This is a genomic window from Streptomyces sp. NBC_01255 (assembly GCF_036226445.1).
Classification (GTDB): Bacteria; Actinomycetota; Actinomycetes; order Streptomycetales; family Streptomycetaceae; genus Streptomyces.
On record NZ_CP108474.1, the window covers coordinates 374,449 to 394,507 of the forward strand.

The 20,059-nt window shown below is 66.8% G+C and carries 14 protein-coding genes and 3 pseudogenes; 6 read left to right on the forward strand and 11 right to left on the reverse strand.

Translation table 11 applies throughout. The annotated features are described in order from the left end of the window. Positions 1-197: 197 nt before the first annotated feature. From OG357_RS01610 to OG357_RS01625, 4 genes and pseudogenes are all read right to left on the reverse strand, one after another. A complete protein-coding gene (locus OG357_RS01610; protein ID WP_329619364.1) occupies positions 198-1,097 on the reverse strand; it encodes a trypsin-like peptidase domain-containing protein in 900 nt (299 codons plus the stop codon). Positions 1,098-1,139: 42 nt separating this feature from the next. Beyond that, the gene (locus OG357_RS01615) at positions 1,140-1,550 is read right to left on the reverse strand and encodes a CU044_2847 family protein (RefSeq protein WP_329619365.1); all 411 of its coding nucleotides are present in this window, start codon (positions 1,548-1,550) and stop codon (positions 1,140-1,142) included. A gap of 121 nt (positions 1,551-1,671) precedes the next feature. Next, positions 1,672-2,150, reverse strand: a pseudogene (locus OG357_RS01620) (LutC/YkgG family protein). A gap of 441 nt (positions 2,151-2,591) precedes the next feature. Beyond that, the gene (locus OG357_RS01625; RefSeq protein ID WP_329619366.1) at positions 2,592-5,105 is read right to left on the reverse strand and encodes a tetratricopeptide repeat protein; all 2,514 of its coding nucleotides are present in this window, start codon (positions 5,103-5,105) and stop codon (positions 2,592-2,594) included. Between the two features lie 190 nt (positions 5,106-5,295). Between OG357_RS01625 and OG357_RS01630 the strand changes: the two genes are divergently transcribed. Further along, complete coding sequence (locus OG357_RS01630) at positions 5,296-6,777, forward strand: HNH endonuclease (RefSeq protein ID WP_329619367.1); 1,482 nt, start codon at positions 5,296-5,298, stop codon at positions 6,775-6,777. Between the two features lie 357 nt (positions 6,778-7,134). Here the strand turns inward: OG357_RS01630 and OG357_RS01635 are convergent, their stop codons facing one another. The 4 genes and pseudogenes from OG357_RS01635 to OG357_RS01650 form a co-directional block, all read right to left on the reverse strand. Then, positions 7,135-7,332 carry an integrase gene (locus OG357_RS01635; RefSeq protein WP_329619368.1) on the reverse strand — a complete coding sequence of 66 codons (198 nt, stop codon included), beginning with the start codon at positions 7,330-7,332 and terminating at the stop codon, positions 7,135-7,137. An 892-nt stretch (positions 7,333-8,224) separates the two neighbouring features. Then, positions 8,225-9,022, reverse strand: a pseudogene (locus tag OG357_RS01640) (IS5 family transposase). Between the two features lie 203 nt (positions 9,023-9,225). Then, the gene (locus OG357_RS01645; protein ID WP_329619369.1) at positions 9,226-9,891 is read right to left on the reverse strand and encodes a response regulator transcription factor; all 666 of its coding nucleotides are present in this window, start codon (positions 9,889-9,891) and stop codon (positions 9,226-9,228) included. 36 nt (positions 9,892-9,927) lie between these two features. Next, positions 9,928-11,106, reverse strand: a complete 1,179-nt coding sequence (locus OG357_RS01650; protein WP_329619370.1) for a sensor histidine kinase — start codon at positions 11,104-11,106, stop codon at positions 9,928-9,930. Between the two features lie 162 nt (positions 11,107-11,268). On the opposite strand from OG357_RS01650, the gene OG357_RS01655 reads away from it, so the two are divergent. From OG357_RS01655 to OG357_RS01665, 3 genes are all read left to right on the forward strand, one after another. Continuing rightward, entirely contained in the window at positions 11,269-11,994 is a 726-nt protein-coding gene (locus OG357_RS01655; RefSeq protein WP_328946808.1) for an ABC transporter ATP-binding protein, read from the forward strand. Continuing rightward, entirely contained in the window at positions 11,994-13,331 is a 1,338-nt protein-coding gene (locus OG357_RS01660; RefSeq protein WP_329625459.1) for an ABC transporter permease, read from the forward strand. Before OG357_RS01655 ends, OG357_RS01660 begins: the two co-directional genes overlap by 1 nt. A gap of 197 nt (positions 13,332-13,528) precedes the next feature. Beyond that, on the forward strand, positions 13,529-14,269 hold the full coding sequence (locus tag OG357_RS01665; protein WP_329619371.1) for a DUF4097 family beta strand repeat-containing protein: 741 nt from the start codon (positions 13,529-13,531) through the stop codon (positions 14,267-14,269). Between the two features lie 296 nt (positions 14,270-14,565). Here OG357_RS01665 and OG357_RS01670 read toward each other — a convergent pair. Together OG357_RS01670 and OG357_RS01675 are read right to left on the reverse strand one after the other, a co-directional pair. Then, a pseudogene (locus OG357_RS01670) lies at positions 14,566-15,153 on the reverse strand (transposase); the annotation flags it as partial. A 496-nt stretch (positions 15,154-15,649) separates the two neighbouring features. Next, complete coding sequence (locus OG357_RS01675; RefSeq protein WP_329619372.1) at positions 15,650-18,064, reverse strand: hypothetical protein; 2,415 nt, start codon at positions 18,062-18,064, stop codon at positions 15,650-15,652. A 201-nt stretch (positions 18,065-18,265) separates the two neighbouring features. Here OG357_RS01675 and OG357_RS01680 point away from each other — a divergent pair, with 201 nt between their 5' ends. Beyond that, positions 18,266-18,787, forward strand: a complete 522-nt coding sequence (locus tag OG357_RS01680) for a hypothetical protein (RefSeq protein WP_329619373.1) — start codon at positions 18,266-18,268, stop codon at positions 18,785-18,787. Between the two features lie 150 nt (positions 18,788-18,937). Here the strand turns inward: OG357_RS01680 and OG357_RS01685 are convergent, their stop codons facing one another. Then, on the reverse strand, positions 18,938-19,315 hold the full coding sequence (locus OG357_RS01685) for a hypothetical protein (RefSeq protein WP_329619374.1): 378 nt from the start codon (positions 19,313-19,315) through the stop codon (positions 18,938-18,940). Between the two features lie 102 nt (positions 19,316-19,417). Here OG357_RS01685 and OG357_RS01690 point away from each other — a divergent pair, with 102 nt between their 5' ends. Next, complete coding sequence (locus OG357_RS01690) at positions 19,418-19,834, forward strand: hypothetical protein (protein ID WP_329619375.1); 417 nt, start codon at positions 19,418-19,420, stop codon at positions 19,832-19,834. Positions 19,835-20,059 lie beyond the last annotated feature (225 nt).

Sequence of the window (20,059 nt, forward strand, 5' to 3'; positions counted from 1 at the left end):
GGTGGTCGCCGCTGCCCGTACGCCTGGCGTCCGTGACACAGGCGTCGAGGGAGGCTGGAGTCGTTCACCATCGTTGCCCTGCGTGTCCGGCGCGTCCGGTGTGTCCCGCGCGTCCTGAGTGTCCGGCGCCGGGTCGGCGGCTCCGCTCGTGGCCGGGTTCGTCAGGAGATGCCGCAACCGTTCCCGCCAGGATCCCCTCATGCCAGTCCGCCGAGCACCGTGCGCAGCTCATGAACCGCAGCCTCGCCGGGACGCAGTGATTCGACCGCATGTCCCAGCGCCCGGTAGGCCAGTCGTGGGTTCCGGTAACTGCGGCACCGTTGGACGATCTCCAGCAAGTGATCACGGGGGTGGGGGCGGTACGCCGCTTGAAAGGCCGTCGTGAGGCCGAGTTCCTCACCCATGAGTCTCAGGATCTGGCGGCGGAAGTCGGGGTCCTCCGCATCGGGAAGGCCCTGCAGTACCGCGACGATCCGCATCGTGTAGGGCAGCGCGTCGGGTACGAGGACTGTCCGGGGTTCTGGCAGAAGGTCTGCCAGCCAGGCGCGTAACGCGGACACGGGGGTGATCCATCCCCCACGGGGGCTGTCGTAGTCGCGACTCCCCTTGAGCACCCCGCAGACTTCCCCCGTACCGGCGCGCATCACCATGCTGCCGCTCATTCCGTCCTTCACCTCGTCGCCACGAACTCGGACGTACGGACCGACCGGCCCGGTCACTTCCAGGAGCAGCGAGTCGGGGTGGACGCCCTCGTCCGGTGCGTAGGTGGAGAATCCGAGAACGTGCACCTGCTCCGCCGGTTCGGGATCGGCCGCTGCCAGTTCGGCGTACGGACGTCCGTCGTGGTGCTCCAGCGTGAGCAGAGCAAGGTCGGGGAAGGGGTAGGAGGTGCCGGTTCCGCCGTGCTTCGGGGACGCCTTGATATCGCTTTCCCGTACCAGCAGCCGTTCGCCCCGGTGGAGAACTGTCACGCACTCCTGAGATCTCCAGGATGCGACCACCACGTGCGCCGCCGTGACCACATGCCGGGGCGTCACCAGGAATCCGCTTCCCAGGAAGCCCGTCGCATCACTCAGCCAGACGGCGGCATCCCGCATGCCGCCCGCTCGGGGCACATCTGCGATATTCATGACGAGTCGTCAGGCTGGGTCGCCTGGAGAAGGTGTGCCAGGTGCCTCTGTCGCCGCCTGGGAGCGCTCGCGCCTAGACGCTGTGTCCCAGCTCATCCGCACGGTGAGAGAGGCCTCACTCGCCGCCTCCGCGATCACGCCCACCAAGTGTCCTGACTTGACGGCCAGCTTGAGGCCGAACTCCAATTCGAAGGTGTCGGGTTGTCCGGGGCCACCACCGGCGATGGTGTCGGCCGCCCAAGTCCCCATACCGCTGATCAACGTACGGACATCGTCCAGCTTGAGCGCTACCGCCTCGGTCGCCCGGCCGCTCGCCCTGCGCAGTCCCGCGTCCCCACCGCTGCCTGGCTTGGTCAGCTCGATGACCTCGGCCCGGATCTCCGTGCCGTCCCCGATGTCGATCGTGACCAGAGCACTCATAGGCACCTTCCCCCTTCGATGGGCTGTCAGCATAGGGACTACCAGGGGACGTTGGCAGCAGTTCGACCTTGGTTCCCCCCCCTTCCGTGCGATGACCTTCTCAGCACCCCCGCGGAGACAGTCACTCTCCGAGGACGACGTTGAGGCGGCGTGGTCCGTGGACGCCCACGACACGGTCGAGCTCGATTTCGCTGGTGCGGAGGGACCGGAGATCCAGGCCAGGGGGCGGGTTGAGTCGAGGCGTTCAAGGGCCTGGGGCACGGAGGCGATGACCTGGTCGGAGTACGGACGACACGGATGCGGTGCCCGGGGACGAGCGTGATGCGGCGGCCCTGCCCCGGGCCGGCGTCGAGGACGAGGGTGACGGTCTCGGCGACGGGCACCGCCCAGCCGGTCACGACACGGTCGACGGCGTCCAGGTCACGCGGCGCGAGGTCGGCCAGGTCCGTCACGCGCACGGCGTCCGTAGGACTGAACGGACGGTCCGGCAGGCCAGTGGTAGTCCGCCAGGTTCCCGGCGAGGAGACCGACGGTCTGCCCATGGGTACGCCCGCCGTGCTCCCGCTCGCACCCGCGCGCCACGGCCTGGCCGCATGGCATGTCGGCTGCGGGCACGCCCGTGAGGCCCCGACGGATCCGGGCGAGTGTTCAGCAGATTCCCGGACCTGAACACGAGAAGTCGTACACCGCGACGTCGTGACCGTGCGGTATCCGATCCCCTGGTAGAGGCCGTTGCTGGTGGGGTTGGCCAGGTCTGCGAAAGTAGGACTTGGCAGGCCAGCCCCTACACGTTCCGTGCGTAGCAGGTCCGTATACCCGAATCACGCCGCTGACCGGCATCATCTGCACGCCGCGAGACCCTCGGCTGGGGAGGATCTGGGGAGAGTGAAGCAGCCCTGGGGAGCGGCTGGGGAGAATCGACCGTGGCCTACGGCATCACTGTGAAAGCGTCGGAGACATGCAAACACGCAGGCCGGCCTCCCTTCCAGGGTCATTCACGCAGGTCAGCGCGTTGAGTGTGACGACTTCAAGAAGGTCTTGTCATTCTCCGGAGGACGGAACTTGGGCAACCTTCAGCACCGAAATCAACAGGGCTGCGTCTTTGTCGCCAGCGTCTGCCGCACTGCGTAGGACCTTCCTGAGATAGGTCTGTTCGGCGGGGTCGGTCAGCACCGTCGCGAGTGCGATCGCCGCATTGGGGTCACCTGCTTCGGCGGCCTCCTTCCACTGCGCAGTGGCTTCCTCCTGGCGGTCGGTCTGGCTTAGGACGTCGCCGAGCTGGAAGAGGGCTTCCTGTTGTCCTTCCGCTGCCGCCCGGCGGAAGAACTCCTCGGCCTCCGTGAGGCGCTTCTGCCTCGCGAGAAGGAGGGCCAAGTTGTACAGGGCGCTGGTGATTCCGGCATCGGCGGCTTTCCGATAGAGCGGCTCGGCAAGGTCCGGACGATCGTCGTCCCGATGGAGGTTCGCCAGGTTGAAGCAGGCGCGGGCATCACCAGTGTCGATCGCGCGCCGATACCAGTGCGTTGCCTGCAGCAGATTTCCTTTCACCTTCGCTGCGTTGGCGAGGCAGAGCATCGCGTCTCCCTGGCCCGTTTCTGCGGCCTGCCGTAACAAGGGTTCTGCCTCGGTCCATCGGTCCTCTTCAAGTAGCAGCATCCCCCAGTTGGTCAGTCCGCTTGCGTCCCCAGCGTCGTATGCACGCGCATACGCAGCTTTGGCCTCGTCAGCTCGCCCGAGCTCGTCCAGGAGCACCCCAAGGTTGTACTCGGCGTCAGGGGCGCCGGCCAGGGCAGCGCTGCGCAGACAGGTCTCGGCGCAGGCGTACTCGCCCCGGTCCTTCAAGAGCAGCCCGAGGTTGTTCCAAGCCTTCGCCTGCCCCCGTGCACCCGACTTCCGGTATACCTCTTCGGCTTCTTCGTGGCGGCCTGTCTTGCACAGCAGGTTGCCGAGGTTCAGCAGGACCACCGCATCCTCAGAGTTCGCTTGGGTCCGGAACACGTGCTCGGCTTCTTCGTGTCGGCCCAGGTCGGCCAGTGTGACACCGAGGTTGTTCGCGGCCTCGTTGAGGCCGGCGTCGGCTAGTGATCGCCACAGGAACACCCCAGTGGAAGGGGCATGAGTACTGGCATTGAGCGCCACCTTGAACATGTCGTCCAGATCGCCGGCCGCGCCAAGCGCCTGGAACCAGGTGAACGGGTGGACCGTGACGCCCTCCTCGTCGGCTGCTGCGGCCAGCTGGGGATGGGTCGTCCAGGCGTCCTCGCCCGCAGGCAGCAGCATGCTGCTGACGCCGAAGCGCACCTTGCCGGCCCAGGACAATGCGTCATCGGCCGGTTCGGGGCGCAGTACGGGACCGCCGCTGTCCGCGAGATAGGGCAGGTGGGCTTCGAGGAGCAGCGAGGTGGGCAACGGGCCTGCAAGGCCGACCCGAACGAGGTCGATACCGGCCCGGATCAATGCCGCCCCCCGCGGCTGCCCGCCCGCCCGGTCGGCCAGCTTCAGTTCCTGCCACAGCCAGGGTCCAGCGGCCAGGCATTCGGCGACTCCGATGGCCGGGGCGACCCGTGCCGCCTGGACGACTCGTGAGTCCGGCGCCGCAGCCGCCCGCTGGCGCTCGGCCAGGCTCCAGCGCCGATCGAGCACAAGGGTCTGCATCTGACGCAACACTGGCAAGCCGTGCCAGTGTTCGTGGGCCGACGCCCTGAGCGTGGCCAAGACGATGGCCCTCGCGCGGCGCAATTCCCCGAGCCCGTGTGGCGTGAGGCAGCGGCCGTCCTCCAGGTAGCGGTGCAACTCGTCGAGCCACAAGACGCAGGGCCCCGCCGCAGCAACGATGCCTGGGATCAGCAAAGGGACGTCGCTGGGCTGCATGGGGTGCACCAAGCGGTGGCCGGGCAGCTCCGCGCATAAGGCTTCATAGAGTGTGCGGGTCTTGCCCGCAGCGGAATCACCCACGATCACGAGCGCTCCGCCTGACTCAGCCGTCGCTCGCATCCGATCTCGCAGGACAGGATCGATGTCACGCGCTACATAAGGAGGAATGTCTCCGCTCTCGGGCACGGCGAGGCCAGCATCGATCGGGCTGGTGTCCGCCACCCGAGGCCAGTTCAGCAGGGCAGCCAACGGCGCTTCTGGCTGGAACAGGGCATCGATGGCCGGGTGTTGGTGGGACTTGGTGTTGAGCCAGTTCAGATCGTGGCAGTCCAATGAGAATGGGAAGCCGTCGCGGAGTCCATCGAACCAGTCCCACTCATTCGGTGTAAGACGAAGTGGTACGACGAGAGTCCACCGCGTGGGCTCGCCCTCAGCCGCTCGTTTCAGCGATCGCTCCACCTGACGGCGCTGGACCGGCTTCAGACGCCCTGTGAAGCCCTTCACCTGGAAGACATGCCGCCCACCTCCCGGCAGTCGAAGGACGGCGTCCTCCCCCCGGTCACCGCCGGAACCGTCAACATGCCTAAGGCCCGGATAGACCATGGCGAGGAGCATCGTCACGCCCTCTTCGAACGCCTGCCGTCCCCCGGCGAGCTCTTCCCAACGCTGCCGCACACCCATGGACCCAGTGTGCTGCGATCACGATGAGGCGCACTGCTGGATCGCAGGATTCACCGATGCAGTCGTTTCCGCTTACAGGAGGATTCGTTGCCGGCACCGCCCCTCCCGGCCACTGTCAGAGCCGTCGGGCAGAATCCGCAGGAGCAGGGCGGCCGCTGCAGGCGCGCGGAGCCGAGATGGGGGTGGGGCAATGACGGACGACGACACCTTCTATCAAGGGCCACTCGGGGAAATGGCTCAAGCCCAGGCCGGCTCGGCGGGGATGGATCCGGCGGACCTCTACCTGGCGGCAATCAGCTGGTGGTCTGCGGCCGTCGCCCCCGCGGTCTCGGTCAGCTCATGGCCGGACGCCCCGGTGACGGTCTGGACGTCTCTCGTGCGTTCTGACGTGCGCGAAGGCGACTCGCTTCATCATCTACTCCACCGGCTTCTCAACGGGCCCGGCCCGTTGGCAGTCCACAACGACGTTACGGACCGGAAGCTGCTCAGCGCGGCCTCCCACTCCACCCGCCGAGCGGGCAACGCCGGCGCAGGCACGCCCACCTTTCTCCTGACCGGTTCGCCGTTCACATCGGGTCGCGGGGGATCCAGAATCAGCACGTCGCTGGAAGGGCACATTCGACAAGCGTGGGACGGGCGACACACCCTGCCCACGCGGGGCATCGGCCGCTACCGGGCAGCCAGGAGACCCAATCCACCGCACTTCGGATCCCTGTGGGACCTGTCCGCAAGCGAGTGGCGGGGCTTCCTTTCCACGGACGCCGCCACCTATTCCCGCGTCCTGCACTTCGCCCGGCGGCCGGCGCCCGCCCTACGCGCCGACTCGACGTCGGGCAGTTGGCGGCACAAGCTGGCAACAGCGTACGGCTGGGCCTTCAACACCCGGCCGATCCTGACCTACACCACCCGCGCGGTGCAGCAGTGGCACACGATTCGCGAGGCCGAGCGCAGCTGGGACGCCACCCTGCCCGAGCAGTACGCCGACTTCTTCGTCCGGATCGGCGATCACGTCTCCCGCATCGCCGGAACGCTCGCGGCTACCGAACGCACCGCCATCCACAGCATCCACATCGAGGCCGCCTGGTCTCTTGCCCGCCGTGCCGTCCTGGACACCGCGCGCCTCGCCGCCATGGACCGCAGCACGGTAGAACCCGTCGTCAAGCACCTGGACGACCGGCTCTTCGAGATGTCAGCACCTGAGGGAGAAGCCTCTCCGATTCGCTCGAACGCGCCCGAGTCCGAACAGTGGCAGCCGCTCGGCAGAGGCACGCACAGGAATCGGCCGCAGACCGGCAGCAGTGCCGTGCGCAAGCTCAAGCAGTGGTACCAGGACCGTTGCCAGATGTGCGCCGAGGTTCTGGTCCTGCCCTCACCACGCCATCGCTACAGCGAAGCGGCCCACATCCGGGCCAGAGAAGACAACGGACCCGACATCGTCGAGAACCTGCTGTGCCTCTGCCCGACCTGCCACGTCCTCTTCGACGCGGGAGCACGGGTCCTGGCCGACGACCTCACGATCGTCGACACCGTGACGGGCCAGTCCGGGAAAAGGATCGAGCTCCACCGGTGGCACTTCATCGACTCCCGGTACGTTCGCCACCACCGCCAGCGCTGGGCTGGCAACGACGTGCGGCTGCTCGCAAGCGCGCCGTCGGCGCAACCCAAGCTCTGAGGCCCTCCATCGACGACTATCCTTCGGGGCCCTGGCCCGGAACAACAGTGCGACCTCACTCCCCCACGACCAAGATCCGGGCCAGTTGCGGGCCAGCACCGGCCAGCCGAAGGCAGATACCTTCATTTTGCCTGGTCAGGAGCGAGGCAGCGCGTGTACCACCAGCACTCGAAGAATCTGCTGGTCAGCTACTCGCCGAAGAAGCTCGGCTTCTTCTAGGGACACAAACAGAGGCGCCTGACCTGGGCTTTTACCCGTCAGGCGCCTCTCGACAGCCTCATCCATCACAGCAGCCGACTTGCGCCGGAACTCCCGGTTCATCCCACCCGTATCCCGCTCCTGACCAGCTGTTCCGGTCTATTCCCGGTCCAAGCTCGGTCCACCGGCGAGAGTCCCGCCTCGGTGGATGCGGTCCCATTCCCCCATCGACTGCTCGACGAGGCGATTGACCTGCTCCCGGACCCCGTCCAGGAACTTGGCGTAGAAGCGGAAGAGGACCTCGATGCTCTGGCCGGCCCGGCGGGCGCACTCGGCCGGGTCGACGCCGGAGTACAACCAGGAGGAAGATCCCGGCGTGCCGAAGATCGTAGGGCCTCTTGGCCAAACCTGAGGCGCGCTCCAGGCGCGTCAGGCCGCACTCACTCGCCCGCGCCCATGTGACGCCGCATGCCGCTGCATCCACATGGGTTCCCCTTCCCGTTCCGAAATAGCCGACCGTCCTGTGCCACGCCGAATCGTTCGACGTGGGCGGCAAGCACACGGACGAACTGCGGTGGGATGGGAACGGGCCGCGTAGCCGTAGCCGCACGACGCTTGAGGGAGTGCACCTCGTGCACGCTGCCGTCGTCGGTCCAGTCCTTACCCGCGATGACGACACCCCGAGACAGATTCAGCAGCCCCCATCCCGACTCCGGCAGATGACACTGTTCGACGCGGAGATTGATGACCTCGGCCGGCCGCATGGCCGCGTAGTACATGCAGCCGAAGAACGCCTCCAGGTGCGGGCCGCGGCCAGGGAGCTCGCGACCGCCGCAATCAGTCGCGCCACCTGTCCGGGTTTGGGCACGCCAGCCGGATCGACCTCCTCGTTGACGGCCGGAGGGCTCCACCTGACACCGTTGAGCGGGTCCCGCTCGAAGTACCCCCTCTCCACGGCCCGATTGAGTACTTCGCCGAACGCCGCCCTCTTACGCCGGGCTGTTCTCGCGCTCGCCGCCCTGCCGCCGAGCTTGCATCCCAGGGCGTCAAGCCCCCGTCGCAGGACATCAGCATCCATGAGCTCACCGACGGGAACTGAGTTTCGCTTCATCCACTCCAGGGCCTTGCGCCAATCCTCGTTGGGCTCGTGACTCCAGGCGTTCTTGTTGAAGGCCCAGGAGTACAGAGCTCGCCGCAGCAACCGCGGATCCGGATAGGTCATCCCTGGCCCTACGAGCTCGTAACACGATCATGAGTTGTGTTTCGTGAGGCGTCGCCAGCAGATGAGGCTGCAGGCGAGGGAGACGAAGGCGTCGTGGAGTTCGGTGCGGCGTTCCCAGCGGACGGCAAGGCGTGTCTGAACTGGTGGAGCAGGGCGAAAGTCTGCTCGACGACGTAGCGGAGCTTGCCCAGGCCTTCGATGTTCGGGGCGCCCCTGCGGGAGATGACCGGCAGGATCCGCTGCTTGCGAAGTTCGCGGCGGTTGGGGCCGGAGTCGTATCCCTTGTCTCCGAGCAGGGCCTGCGGGCGTCGGCGGGGCCGGCCAGGGCGTCCGGCGACGGGAGGGATGCCGTCGACCAGAGCGAGGGTCTGGGTGACGTCGTTGACGTTGGCCGCAGTGGTGATGACCTTCAGCGGGGTGCCGCGTCCGTCGCAGATCATATGGTGTTTGCTACCCGTCTTCCGCCGGTCGACCGGCGACGGACCGGTGTCGCCTCCCCCCCTTTTTTTCGCGCGGACGTGGGAGCCGTCGACGCACGCTCTGGACCAGTCCAGCTCGCGGCCGCGTTCATCTCGGCGATCAGATCCGGTGCAGCCGGTCGAAGACCCCGGCCTTCTGCCACCGCTCAAGGCGCCGCCAGCAGGTCTGGCCCGATCCGAACCCCAGCTCCAGCGGCAGCAGTTGCCAGGCGATGTCGTTGCGGAGCACGTACAGAATGCCCTGCAGACACAGCCGGTCCGGAACCGGCCGCGGGCTGGGAGCCTTCTCCGGCCAGGGCGGCAGCAACGGCTCGATCAGCACCCACAAGTCATCGTCCACATCCACGGCCGGGTACTCACACCATCCCGAACGGCCGGATCGCCACACCGGTCACGGCCGACCGGGACGCTTCAACAAGATCGTGTTACGAGCTCGCAGGGAACAGGATTCTGGGGCCGACACGTGTTGAGAGCGCTCCCAAAACCTGCGGCACCGACGCAAGGCTCACGGAGCTGTGGGCGCTGCTGGACGGTGCCCGGGGCCAATCCTCAATTGTATTCGAACCAGGCCAGAATGGCCTTGACGCGCCGATTGTCCTCGTCGGGAGGCATGCCGAGCTTCACGAAAACGTTCGCCACATGCTTACTCACGGCAGCGCCGGAAAGAAACAGCTCCGTCGCGATTTCTGCGTTGGAGTGCCCTTCGGCCATGTGGGCGAGCACTTCCCTTTCCCGAGCGGTGAGCCGGGCAAGCGGCCCCTGTGGCGAGTCCGCTCGGGTGACGTGGCGAACAACCTCGGGGTCGATCACGACGCCACCTGCGGAGACCGTCTCGACAGCTCGCAGGAAGTCGGCGACTCTGCCCACTTTCTCCTTGAGCAGGTATCCGACGGCTCCGTCGGCACCCGGGCCGTTCAGAAGCTCCCTCACATAGGGGCCCGTGACGTAGGCGGAGAGAACCAACACCGGCAGGTCCCGGTGACGGGAGCGCAGATCGATCGCGGCACGCAGTCCGTCGTCGGTGTTTTTGGGGGGCATGCGGACATCCGTGATCACCATGTTCGGGGCGGCTCCGGCATGCACCAGCTCGTCGACTGCGGCAACCAGTTCGTCGGCGTCCTCGCATTCGCGGATGACATCATGAGCGTGGGAGGTCAAGATTTCCCGGATGCCGGCCCTTATCAGCACGCTGTCATCTGCCAGAACAATTCTCATGACCCCCCTCCCCGGGGAACGTCCTGCTTCAATTTATCACCATGGGGGTTGGCTGGGAGCGGACGCTACAACCAGCGTCCCGCCACCCGGTGGGCTGAGAACTTCGAGATTCCCGCCGACGCTTCGCATTCGCTCGCGCAGTCCGGCGAGCCCGGAGCCCGTGTCGATTCTCGCACCGCCGACACCATCGTCGTGCACACGCACGTGTACGTCTGTCGTGGCGCATCGTAGGTCGATCCGAGCGTTTCCCACACCTGCGTGTTTCGAGATGTTCGTCAGGGCTTCGGACACCGTGAAGTATACGGCGGTCGCAGTCGGTGACGAAAGCTGGGCGTCATCGCCGGTGCTGGTCAGTTCGACCCGCAAAGGTGATCGTGCGGCCAGCTCTCGGACGGCGGCGATGAGACCGAGGTCGCTCAGTTCACGGGGATGGATGTCGCGCACCGTGTCCCTCAGCCGTTCGAGTGCGCGCTCCGCGTGAGCCTGGGCCTGCCGTGCCAGCCGCACGATTCGTTCCTGGTCGGCGGCTGCGGCCGTGGCCGTGGCCGTGGCTTCCAGCATCCCGAGACGCATGACGACGGCGACGAGTTCCTGTTGGGCGCCGTCGTGCAGATCGCGTTCGATGCGTTGTCGCTCGAATTCGAAGGCCGCTGTCAGCGAAGCCCGACTGGTCCGGAGCTCCTCCAGTTTCGCGAGCAGATCCGGGTCCCGGTTTCTGGAGAAGGCGCGCAGGAGAAAGTCGCGAAGAAATGATGTGCCGGTCAGTACGGTAGTGGTGACCGCGCCGAGAACGATGCCTGCGGGCATCGCCAGGAGGGTTTCCCCAACGGATTCAGGGGTGAATGGACCGACCTGCGCAGCGATACCGAAGAGCCAGAAGACGGGGGAGAACACCAACGCGGCAGCGCCGATGAATCCGAAGAAGGCCACCAGCAGTGACAGTGCGGACAGGAGTACGGTGGTCACGAAAACCGGGAGGTCGGTGCGCCACATCGACCGTGAACGCAGCCGGAGTACCACCCACTTTGCCCAGCTGTGGTCCGAGGGTTTCAGGGGCATCGTCTCGACGCCGCACCACCGGGCTCTCGAACGGTCCGTCTCCGCCACCACCGGGGCCGAGACCGGCGCGACGAGAATGGAAAGCAGCAGAATCGGAAAAGCCATTGCCGCGATGCATTCCGTCAGCACCCTCCGGGCAATACGAATCTGCGCCATGCCCGCCATTGTCGCATACTGCGGATCGCGCAAAAGGTAGACCTAGGTCTACCTTCAAGCAGTGCAGACACCCGTGTGGCTCCCGCCGCGCCCTGCTTAGCTCGATGCATGCCTATCTCAGCTGCCGCTTCCGTGCCGTGCATCCGTTTGCGCGGCCTACATATGGACTTCCCCGTCCCGGGCCGTCGACGCGAGACGACGCGCGTCCTGCACGATATCGACCTGGACATTCCCGAAGGCCGGCTGACCGCCATCGTCGGCCCCTCCGGGTCGGGCAAGTCGACGCTCCTGCTCTGCATGGCTGGTCTGGAGCAAGCGACCGCGGGTTCCATCGAGGTCCTGGGAACGGATGTCCTGTCGCTCCCCCCTCGCAAGCAGGCCGCATTCCGCAGTGAGAACGTCGGATTCATCTTCCAGGAGTACAACCTCGTCAGCTCGCTGACGGTCGAGGACAACATCGCCCTGCCGGCGCGACTCGCCGGCCATCGGGTACCCAGGTCGAGGGTCGGCGACGCCATGTCGAGGCTCGGTATCGCCCAGCACGCGCGGCGGCGCCCCGACCGGCTCTCCGGAGGGGAACGCCAGCGCGTCGCGGTGGCCCGGGTCGTCGCGAATCAGCCGCGGATCGTCTTCGCCGACGAGCCGACCGGCGCGCTCGACCTCAAGTCGGGTCACGTCGTGCTCGATTGGCTGCAGGCACTTCCCGCGCAGGGAACCACGGTCCTCATGGTCACACACGATCCTCATGCGGCCGCACGTGCTGACCAGGTCGTGGTGCTGGGGTCCGGGCGAGTGCACGCCGTCATTCCTGGTGGCGACTCCCACGCGGTGAGCGATGCCGTCCTCGCGGCGCAGTCGGAGGACGAAGCGGGTGAGCAGGCGTCGTGATGCGACTTGTCCTGTCGGACATTCGGATGCAGGCGTCCATGTGGTTGTGGACGTTCCTGTGCGCAGTGGTCGGTGCGGCATGCGCAGCGGGCTCGGTCATCGCCATGTTCACCGCCGTCTCGGCAGCGCGGGCGGCGGGTGATGCGCGGATGGTCTCCGCGTCGATCGCACTCGGCGGCAACATCGTCTTCTTCACCCTGCTTGCCGCCGTGGGCATCGTCGCATCCACCGTCGGACTGACCTTGACGACCCAGCGACGCGATCACGCCCTGTGGGCGATCCTCGGGATCCCGCGCAATCGCATCAGATCCATTCTGCGCACGGAACTGATCGTGCTCGGCACTGCAGCCGGCGCGCTGGCAGTACCGCTGGCCCCTCTTGTCGCGAGCACCACCCTCTCACAGTGGACGACCACGGGACTCGACCTGCACGGAGCCACGGCCGGATTCCAGCTCTGGCACGTCGGGGCGAGCGTGCTGTCCGGAGTGGTTCCGTGTCTGCTCGGCGGCTGGGGAGTCACGCGCCGCGCCGCCAAGACACCGGAGATGCGCGCGTTCCGAGACCTCTCTGATCCACCGGCGCGGCCCGGCGTCACGCGCAGCGTTCTCGCCCTCTGCCTCCTCGCCGGTGTGGTCGGGATGTGGATTCCCGGGCTGGGACTCGAACTCGAAGGCGGGATCGCACAGCGGACGGCCTTCGCTTTCGCCGGCGACCTCTTTCTCATCTGCCTGTTGCTGCTGATGGGGCCGTGGGTGCTCACACCTCTGATGAGGTTCTGGACCGCACTCCTGCCCTCGCGCGGTGTCGCCTGGCACCTTGCCGTGCAATCGTGCCGCACCCGCGCGGCGAGAAGCGTCGCCACGGTGCTGCCCTTCGCCCTCTCCTTGTCGTTCGTCGGACTCTTCATGGTCATGGGGAACGTCATGCCCGGAAGCGCCGCCGGGCTGGACGATGTCCTGGTCGTGCTGGGCTGGGTCTTCGTCGTGTCCTGGGTCGGCGGCCTTGCTGTGATCGCTCTGGTCGGGCGGGAACGCACACGTGATTCCGCCATCGTGTCGGTCGCCGGTGCGCGACCGGGCGTGGTCACCCGATCAACGATCTATGAGGGAGTGATCTACGCGGGGACGGCGATCATCTTCGGTGCGATCTCCATCGCGGTGACGAGTGCCACTATCGCCGTGGGCGCCAAGATCAGCGTCGTCCGGGTTCTGGACGGCCTCCCCTGGGCGACTCTCGGCGTGCTCGCCGGCGTGACGCTTGTGACCACCTGCCTCGCTCTGGCTCTCCAAGCCGCCCGTGTGTCGCGCACGGTCGCAGCCCGGGCTCTGCGCTCGTGAAGCAGGGCGACGTCCGTACCTGTCGCCGCGACAGCAGAATCCCCCGCCCGGTATTCAGGTTGCCTGCTGACGCCACGGAACGAACTCGCCTCCGATGCGATCGCGCCCTTTGAACCAACCACCACCATGAACGGCATGCGTCACCTGCATGTCCAGAACTATGAAGGAATGAATCAATGGGAATTAGGCCTCACGCTGTGCTCGTCCTCGGGGGTGTCGCGATCCTCACTGTCGCAGCCACGGGATGCAGCCCGGACGGTGCCCCGGCGAACACAGTCGTGGAATCGAAAATGTTTGATTTCAGTGGGGACAGCCTGACCGTGAAGTCCGACTCCGCCGACCTGGAACTCGTAGCCGCCGATGTCAAGGGCGTTCGGGTGACGCGACAGGTCAGCGGTACGAAAGTTGGCGGCGAAATAGAATCCGGATGGAAGCTCGAAGGGGGCGTTCTCACGCTCTCGCTGGACTGCACGGGCCTCTCCGTCAACTGCGGCGCGAAGTACACCGTGAAGGTACCGCGCGACGTCGCGATCACTGCCGAGAACGACAAGGGTCTTGTTGAAGCCACAGGCTTCACCGCAGACTTCTCGGCCAAAGCCGGCGACATGCGGTTGTCGGACCTCAGCGGGCCCCATCTGGATCTGGAAGGCCGCGATGGAACCATCGAAGGCGACAGGATCTCCGCAAGGTCGGTCACCGTCGCCTCACGGAACGGCGACAACGAGCTGAACTTCGTCTCCGCACCTGACCTCGTCGATGTGCGAAGCCAGGACGGCGACGTTCGGCTCGGCCTGCCGGAGGCGACGTACGCAGTCGACACGGCCGCCAAGAAGGGCGACATCACAATGGATGTCACGAAAGACGACACAAGTGACCATGCCGTGAGGATTCACACCCGTAACGGAGACATCGTCATCGGCAAGGGGGAGGCGCCTTGATGGCTGTACCGCAAATGCTCCCTGGGTCGGCGCCAGTGGGGCGTGCGACGTTACAGGACATGATCGTCTCGCTGGGTGCCCTGCTGCCCACCGCAGCCGGGCCACCTACTGAAGTACGGTCGCCGTGCGGGACTGCGCCGAGATTCGAGCACCTGATTGAATAAGTGGATGGCATTCTTCCGCTCCCCCGACGGCCTGATCGGTCTCAGGCGCCGACAGACCGCATCTTAAGGGCTGTCCCGTAAATGATCTCCGAGCCGCCTCGGACATGGTCGATCGCGGTCAAGCCCGTTGGTCTATCCGGCGAGGGCGAGGTTGTGCATCCGCGCGATGCCGAGTACGGCGTGGTGGACGCCAGCGCCCTTCAAGCGGCAGTCTCGGAGGATCTTCCAGGTCTTCATCCGGGTGAAGACGTGCTCGACGCGGGCCCGGACCTGCTTGTGGGACTTGTTGTGCTCCTCTTTCCAGCCGTGGAGTTCGGCCTGACCGCGCTCGCGGCGGTACGGGATGACCAGTCCGGTGCCCGGGTAGCCGCCGTCGGCGATCGTGAGCGTCTTGCCGACGGCGGCCTTGGCCCCGGACTCCTCCCACGCCTTGCAGTCGTTGCGGTTCCCAGCGAGCGGCCGGCCGACCACGACGACCAGCCGTATGTCGGCGTCGATGACGACCTGGTGGTTGGTGGAGTACCGATAGTCCTTCGACCGCTCGGCGATGGCGTGGTCACGGGTGGGGACCAAGGTGCCGTCCACGATGAGCACGGCGTCGTTCGCGAACCGCTTACGGGACTGGAGCGCGAACATCGGCCCGAGGTGGTCGATGATGCAGTCCGCCGCCGACTTCGACACCCCGAACAACAACGCGAGCCGCCTCATGGTCAGGTTCGTTCACCGGCTCGCCGCCGCCACGGGCCATCGGTCAGGGACCCACTCCGTGCCGACCAAGATCCGGGCCATACGCGGACCAGCCGCCCGCAGCCGGGTCGAGTCGTGGCCGTTTACGCTGGTCAGAGGCCATGCGAGGCGTGTACCACCAGCACTCGAAGAATCTTCTCGTGTCGTACTCGCCGAAGAAGCTCGGGTTCTTCTAGGGGCACAAAAAGGACGCCTGGCCTTGGACTTTGCCCAGGCAGGCGCCCATCGGTCGCCTCGGCCAGCGCGAGAAGAGGCCACGGGGATGCGGAGCCTGCTTCATCTCGTTCGACTCCGGCCCACGGCCGTCCGACTCCCCGGGCCTTGGAACAGCCCTCGGGCCCATGACCGGACGTCGATCCCGCGTGGGCGTCTGGTCCGCCAACACCCAGCACCCCAGCACACATGGGAAGGCCCCCACCCCGGGGCGAACCGGGGTGGGGGCCCTTCCTGTTTGTGCTGCTCGTTCAGGCTACTCCTGGACGGTGCGGCGACGCCGCGTCCACCACACCAGGGCCGCGCCGGTGGCGGCGATCGCCGCGGCGATGCCGGAGATCAGGCCGATCGGGGTGTCCGATCCGGTGTCGGCGAGGCCGCCGTCCGGGTCCGGCCGGTTCGCCGGAGGCGTCGCGCCCCCGCTGCCGCCGGTGTCACCGTTGCCGGGCTTGGTCGGGTCCGGGCCCGGCGACGTGGGCGGATCGGTCGGGTCGGTCGGCGTCGGACTCGGCGTCGGACTCGGCGTCGGCGTCGGCGTCGGCGTCGGGTCGGGCTTCCCGTCATCCGTCAGGGCGGCGCCGTTGCCACCCAGGAACGCGGTGTCGCTGTCGCGGGCGGAGGTCTCGGTGCGCACGGAGTCCTTCGTCGCGCGGGGCAGTTCACGGTGCTGGGCGGTGAACTCGACTCCGGTGATGTTCCGCTTGGGGACCTTTGCGAAGTCGATGCCGCCGACGAAGAACGTGTAGATCCGGCCGTCGCCGAGGGGCCATTCGTAGGTGAATTCGCCCTTGGTGAAGGACTTCACCATCTCCTGCCACACGGTCCGCTTGTCCCAGTGGGCGTTCTCACCGCGCAGCGGCCACCGCTTCAGGTTGTTGCTGTTGATGATGGGACGGAAGTCGGTGGCCTTCTTGGCGTCCTGCTGGCGGATCCACTCGGCCGCGACGCGGGACTTGTAGACGCGGCGCAGGTCAGCGTACTTGGGGTCGGTGTTGATCTGCTTCTCGACGTGCGGGACGAGATACTGGGTGATCAGCCGGTGGCTGCGCTCCTTCTCCTCCTTGCTGAGCTCCTTCGAGCAGTCCTCTCCCTCTACGGGGGTGTCGAAGTCCATCGCGGCGTGGTTGACCTCCAGCGGGGCGTCGAGGATGTAGATCCCGCCGTCCTGCTCGCGGACCTTCGCCCGGCCGGGAACGATCCAGTTGCGTCCCGATCCCCAGCACGGCACCCCGTCGACCTTGGGGGCGGCGTCCATGAACTCCTTGCCCGGGGACTTCTTGGGGTCCATGGCACGGGAGAAGTCCCGCTTCATCTCCATGTCGGCCACGAGGAGGACACGGCCGGCGTCGGTTTCACCGAACGCCTTGTCCATGATGGTGTCCGGCTGGTCGGGGTTGAGGTTCACCCACTGCCGGTCCGGGGTGAGCGCCAGCCACGTGAACAGGGCATCTGAGGCCAGTTCGACCTTCGCCTGTCCGCCCCAGCCCGGGTTGTTGTCCTCATCGGGCATGAGGTCGGCCTTCATGGAGTAGTCCAGAGCCTTGCCCTTGACCGGGTCGCCGACGTACTGGAGCTCCAGAGTGGAGAAGTCCACCCCGCCCGGGCCCCGGCCGAGCGCGGACCGGGCGTTGTTCGACAGGTACTGGTTCTGCAACTGCCGGGCCTGGGCCGGGTTCTGTCCCGACCCGTAGGCCATCGAGGCGCCCGGGCCCTGGGTGCCTCGGTTCGGCAGCGGGTTGAACACGTTGTACGTCTTCGTGTACTTCGTCTGCGGCCACAGGCCCTTAGCGGTCGCCCGGCGCTCCGCGATCCGGATCGGATTGTTCCCCGTCCCCCGCTCCGTCCGCAGCTTGTCGTTCTCGGCCTTGTAGTCGCGGAGGGTGGCCCCGTTCGGCTTCTCCGACGTGAACATCGTCAGGCGGTGCCGGGTGAAGTCGTACTTCGCGTCCTTGTGCCGCAGGATGATCCTGTCGGCCCGGAGCTGGGCCGGCTTGCGCTTCCCGTCGGACTTGAACTCCCCCAGGTCACCGGTGCGCTGGTTGTAGGAGTCGTACCGCCGGGAGGCGATCTTCTTGCCGTCCTTGTCGAAGATCTCGATCGTGACCTCGCACAGCCAGTCAGGGCCGACCATGTTGAAGTCCTGAACCGCCTTGACCTCGAACACGCCCCCCTTCTGCTTGCTGACCTGCGCGCTGATCAGGTTGACCCTCCAGCTGCCGAACGGCTTGGGGTTGTTCGATTCGTTCCGATGCCGCTGATAGCGGGAGTAGATCGCTTTGCGCATGTCCTCCGGGTCCTTGGAGGCCGCATATGCCTTGTCCCACTTGTCGATGTCCGCGCGGCTGCCGGTGACCTGCCCCAGCTCGGCCGCAGTGGGCGCGGGAACGTTCTCGAAACCCTTGAACGCGTTGTTGTAGTAGTACTCTTCGTCCGGCCCGGACTTCGTCCAATGGTGCTGCCCCGTCGGCGCACCCGAGTTGTTCGGCGTACGCGGGACGGTCCTCTTCAGGTGCATCTGATCGCACCGCTTACCGCCGGTGATCTTCGCGTAGTCCCCGGGCGCGGCCGACGCCACGGACGGCAGGCCGACCAGCAGCACCGCCGCCGAGGAAACGACCGCCAGCGCGGCAGATATGCGCCTTTTCAGGCGCTGTCGTATGAGTGTGCTCACGTAGTGTCCCTGGTCGTGGGGGCCACGGGACTCAAGACTGCGAGGGCAGGCCGGACAAGGGCCCCCGTATCGTGCCCGCTCCTGCCGACCCACCACACTAGAGGCCGTCAACACCTCGCGTAGAAGGTGTTGTTGACGCGTCGTGTGATGACTCCGCGAAGATCCTGCGCGGGTGACAGCGCGGTTCGGTAGGTTCTGGCCATGACCACACCCCACGCCGACTACGACTCCACCCGCCACCCCGACCTCCTGGCCTGGCTCACCGAACGCCAGGCCGCCTTCGAGAGCTGGGCTCGGGAAGCCGGCGGCGTCGACAGGTTCGACTTCTCCGACGCCTCCCTCGACGCCTTGGAAGACCTGGTCAAGGAGACGTTCGCCGAGTCGGAGGAGATCACCGCACAGCGCCGCTCCCCCTTCGTCCAGGGTGCCGTGTGGTACATCGGCGAGACCCTGCGCCGGCGACGCGAGGGCTGGGCATGGAAGTTCGAACCGGACGTCACCTTCGGTCTGCTCCCGGCGTTCTATCCGGCGGTCCCGGACCCCGCATACCTGGACACCCCCTGCGTCGGCGCACCCGACGCCAAGCCCGGCGAACACTGGTACCCCCTGAACACGCTGCGCCGACTCCTCGCCACCGAAGACGAGTTCGACAACCCGATCGACGAACGACTCGTCGGCATGATCGAAGGCTGGTACGACGAAGACGAGGGGGACGACGAGTAACCGGCGCCGACAGTGCGGGCGCCAGGCCATGTCTGACGCATTGATCTCACGGCGGGTCGTAGTGAGCTGACGGCTCGGCCCGGCCTCGCCGAGGGGGACCTGCGCGTCCGTCGTCGCGAACCGCGTGGCCGAGACCGGCATCATGGTCAGTCATGCCGTCGAACAGCCCGAGCCCACCTGTAGGCCCGCCCCTCGTTGGTGCGGCGGGGCGGCCGCGCCCTTGCCCTGGCCGGTGGTGGTCGTCACGATGTACACCTGCCCCGGCTTGAGGGTGAGGGTGTACTTACCGCCGACCGGCGTGATGGTCTGCTGGTGGACGAAGTGCCGTGCGGTGTCCGCGGAGTTGACGCCGGTGGCCCACACGTGGACCTGGTTCCGGGAGAGGCCGCTGCTGACGGTGAAGTTCGTGGTCTGGTCGGCGGTGGCGTCCATGGTCTCGATGACCGTGCTGTAGTCCGCGCCGTCGGTGGAGAAGTACAGGTTCGGGCAGAGGGCGGCGATCACCGGCCAGTTGAAGTAGGCCGTCATCTTCCCGTCGATGTGACCACGGTTGACGGACCGCGCCGGCCGCACCCCCTGGCACCGTGACAGCGACCACTATCCCCTGGACTCCCCCGCGGTGGTGACCTCGTGGGTCCGGTCGCCCTGCACGACATCCCGACGGAGATGGGTCCGTTGGCCTGCCTGGCACGGCAGCTGACCCCGGCGGCACTCCACGCCCTACCTGTGTCTCCCCAGGAGCGGTGGTACGACGAGCACGTTGCCGGTGAGATCCGCGCGGCGGGCGTGGTTCCCGATGCGAGCCCGTTGTCTCTGGGCGAAGTCTCCTGCCACGCAGCGAACTGCTTCCACACCGCCGGCGCCAACCTCACCGCGGTTCCGCGTCGGATACTCTCCTCGACCTACTACGCCGACGGCACGCGGATCACCGCGCGGCCCACCATGCTGAGCGGCAGCTGGACGGACTTCGTCCCGGGCCTCGAACCGGGCGCCCCGGCCGCGGCGCCACTCAACCCCGTAGTCGGGCTCGGGAACCGGCCGCCCTAGGCGTACTGACGGCTCACCGACCAAGGACGACGCGGATGCATCTCCGCTCACGCCCGTTCGAGCGGCAGATCACGCGGAGTCGAGGCTGGGCGGCACCGCCCAACCGCATATCCTCGCCGGGCGGCCGTCCATCACCACTCCGGACCGTCGGTGGGAGCGCCCGACAACCGCGGCCGGTCCGGGCGACGGCATCGAGGCCAACTCGCTCACCACCCGTCCGCCGGC

Coding starts and splice junctions, on each gene's coding strand:
- OG357_RS01625 (WP_329619366.1), bottom strand. CDS start 5,105: ATGGGTGTGCGGCAGCGTTGGGAAGAGCTCGCCGGGGGACGGCAGGCG.
- OG357_RS01660 (WP_329625459.1), top strand. CDS start 11,994: ATGCGACTTGTCCTGTCGGACATTCGGATGCAGGCGTCCATGTGGTTG.
- OG357_RS01650 (WP_329619370.1), bottom strand. CDS start 11,106: ATGGCGCAGATTCGTATTGCCCGGAGGGTGCTGACGGAATGCATCGCG.
- OG357_RS01685 (WP_329619374.1), bottom strand. CDS start 19,315: ATGACGGCCTACTTCAACTGGCCGGTGATCGCCGCCCTCTGCCCGAAC.
- OG357_RS01655 (WP_328946808.1), top strand. CDS start 11,269: ATGGACTTCCCCGTCCCGGGCCGTCGACGCGAGACGACGCGCGTCCTG.
- OG357_RS01645 (WP_329619369.1), bottom strand. CDS start 9,891: ATGAGAATTGTTCTGGCAGATGACAGCGTGCTGATAAGGGCCGGCATC.
- OG357_RS01615 (WP_329619365.1), bottom strand. CDS start 1,550: ATGAGTGCTCTGGTCACGATCGACATCGGGGACGGCACGGAGATCCGG.
- OG357_RS01630 (WP_329619367.1), top strand. CDS start 5,296: ATGACGGACGACGACACCTTCTATCAAGGGCCACTCGGGGAAATGGCT.
- OG357_RS01610 (WP_329619364.1), bottom strand. CDS start 1,097: ATGCGGGATGCCGCCGTCTGGCTGAGTGATGCGACGGGCTTCCTGGGA.
- OG357_RS01680 (WP_329619373.1), top strand. CDS start 18,266: ATGACCACACCCCACGCCGACTACGACTCCACCCGCCACCCCGACCTC.